Annotated in this window: 4 protein-coding genes; all 4 read right to left on the reverse strand. The window is 59.6% G+C overall.

The window, feature by feature from the left end; all coding sequences use genetic code 11:
- A partial coding sequence (locus tag A2I95_RS30030; RefSeq protein ID WP_291735753.1) for a hypothetical protein occupies nt 1–365 on the reverse strand: 365 nt, incomplete at its 3' end.
- Nucleotides 366–551: 186 nt separating this feature from the next.
- Nucleotides 552–1,199 (reverse strand): glutathione S-transferase family protein, encoded by a 648-nt coding sequence (locus A2I95_RS30035; RefSeq protein WP_291735755.1) that lies wholly within the window; start codon nt 1,197–1,199, stop codon nt 552–554.
- A 182-nt stretch (nt 1,200–1,381) separates the two neighbouring features.
- Nucleotides 1,382–2,377: an endonuclease/exonuclease/phosphatase family protein gene (locus A2I95_RS30040; RefSeq protein ID WP_291735759.1), complete on the reverse strand. Its 996-nt coding sequence runs from the start codon at nt 2,375–2,377 to the stop codon at nt 1,382–1,384.
- The coding region (locus A2I95_RS30045) for a DnaJ family molecular chaperone (protein ID WP_291735762.1) at nt 2,358–2,775 on the reverse strand (418 nt) is incomplete at its 5' end. The genes A2I95_RS30040 and A2I95_RS30045, both read right to left, overlap by 20 nt.

The raw sequence follows: 2,775 nt of genomic DNA on the forward strand, positions 1-2,775 counted from the left end.
CCTTCCTCTTCACCCTTGTCTTTCTCTGCGGGCGCGTTGTCCTTGGGCTTCTTGCGGATGATGATGTCGCCGTTGGGCAGGATCTTGGGCAGCTCATAGGCGCTCCAATCCTCCACCTCCTTGGCGATCTCGGCCAGGGCGGGACCCATTTCGCTGAGGAATTCCGCCATCGAGGGGCCGATCTGTGCCATCATGCCTTGCAGGTCGTCCAAGGCGGGGGCCATCTCCTCGCGCAGCCCCTCCCAGAACAGCTCCGCCCCGCGCTCCATCAGCGAGGGGCCGCTGTCCTCTTCCCCGGTTTCCTGGGCGGCAAGCGGCGCGGATATCAGCGCGATGAGGGCGGCGGGCAGAAGGATCTGTTTCATGGCGCCAATATAGGGTTGGTTTGCCGGAGGTAACAGGGGGAGTGCAAAACCATGCCACGCCGGGGTGAGCTTGCCCGCGGGGCGGCTGTTTTGCAAGGCTTTGCAGTCGTTTGGCATCAAATTCAATTGTCCCGGTCCTGAAATGCCACCCATACAGCAAAGCTGAAATCTGCCAATCGCGGGGCCTTAGTCAGCGTAGAATTTACGAAAATACTCGATGTAGTGTGCCCTTGAACGCGAAATGGATTGAACTGACGGCAGGCAGCGCATGGTTTTCAGCCACTTCCGCAGCTGAGTGAGTTGGTCCGGGACTTTGACATTGCGGAAAACCTCAACGTCCGCGAAGCGCTCGAAGAAGGGATAAAAGGCAAAGTCCACGAGCCCAATACCATTGCTCAGCCAGAACGGCTGATCCGCTGGCCGCGGCGACAGGCCCTGATCTTCGATAAATGTTAAATGTTCCAGCAATTCCGCACGCAGTGCATCCCGCTTTTTACCGGGCGTTGACTTCAGCAGATTGAAATAGGCGGGCATGAACCGCGTGTTGCAAAAATCGATCCAAAACCGAGCGACAGCACGATCATAAGGATCCTCTGGAAGCAGCGCAGGTTCGGGAAAAACCTCCTCCAAATACTCATTGATCACGCTGCTCTCATAGATCGGCCTTTCCTTATGCTCGAGGACCGGCACACGGCCGTATGGTGAAAGAAGTTCGCCGAATTGCGTTTTTTCTGCCATGTCGACCGTGACGAGTTCGAACCTTTTGCGTTTTTCCCGAAGCGCGAGCACGCAACGCAAACTGAACGGGCAGTATTCGGCGGCGATGAGTTTCATGGTCCGATCCAGCAGCTTAGACCTCGGAAGTTCTCCAGGCAGTTTGCGCCGCCCTCTGGATGAATGAAAGGGGCAAAGCGGAATGCTTATGCGGGGTCGCTCATCCCGCGGCCTGAAAGTCCAGGACTTCAGCGCTTCGAACGTCGGACAGCACCTGTAAAGCCGGATTTGAACCAGACCGTTCAGGCCAGATCAAGATCCAACGTCACCGGGAAATGGTCGGATGCATTCAGCAGTGCCATGCGCATCTCATCATCGCCGATGCATTCCGCGTCTTCAAACGGATGCCAGATGCGCCACTGCGGGCGCAGCCCCATCAGGCTGTGCGAGATCATCACATAATCCAGAAGTGCGCCGAAATAACGTTTGGTTTCCGGATTGTAGAACCGGGACGTGCTGGGCAGCGCAGTAGCGCGCGGCTGTTTCAGGCTTTGCGCGTGGGGGTCGTTCAGCAGGCTGCCCATCACGATCTCAACCGAGGACTGGCCGAACAGTTTTTCAAATTCGTCCAGGCCGGGGCCGTCATTGAGGTCGCCTATCACCACTACATGCTCGCCCGCTGCCACATGCTCCTCGACCCGGCGGTGCAGCCAGATCGCCTGCGCCAGCTGCTTGCGGCGGTTGGCGATTGAGACGGCGGTCACCTCATCCTTGGACCGGGCGCCATGCGGCGCCTTGGATTTCAGATGCGCGCCGATCATCCGCAGCGGCGTGCCGCCCTTGGTGGTGACGGCCAGCTCCAGCGGTGGTTTGGAGAATTCCACTTTGTCCAGCCTCTCGTCCACGTCGAGATCGATTTCAAACGCCCCGTCGAAGCGCGGCGCGGCGGCGCTGGAGCGCGCATCATGCACTGCGTCCAGCACGTCCGGGTCGTAAAGCAACGCGATTTCCTGATGGGTGTCGGTCGGATAGCCGCTGACCGCCTCGCAGGCACGCAGGCCGGCCTCTGCCGCAAAAGCCTCCAGCGCCCGGGTGGTGCGCTGGGTGCGGCCGGTGTTGGGGGCTTCGACGATCATGATGGCATCGGCGTCGAGCCGCTGCAGCACATGGGCAATTGCGCGTCCTTGCGTATACCGGTCAACGCCATGCACCCCCGAAGGTTTGGCATCCAGCATCAGCCTGTCGTTCTTGTCAAACAGATAGGCGAACCATTCGATATTATAGGTTGCCAGCCGCATTGCCGCAGCATCCGTTGATCTCATCCCAAGCGCGATTGATGTCGATCATCCGCTTCTCCGCCAGCCGCACCGCCTCTTCCGGCACACCGCGGGCGATCATCGCATCCGGGTGGGTGTCGCGCACCAGCTTGCGCCAGTGTTTGCGGATCTCGTCCTTGGTCATGTCGGGGCTGACGCCGAGCACGGTAAAGGGATCCTTGGGCGCATCCGGCACAAAACGCGCCCTAAGCGCCTGGAACTGCTGCGGCGTCTGGCCGAAGATGCGGCTTACCTCCTCAAGGAATTCATTCTCGCCGGGGTGATAGAACCCATCCGCCATGGCGATATGGAACAGCCCCTCCATCAGGTCGCAGAGCGTGGTGGGATCATCGGCAAACATGCTGTGGATGCGGCGGGCG

Source organism: Leisingera sp. F5 (assembly GCF_001593695.1).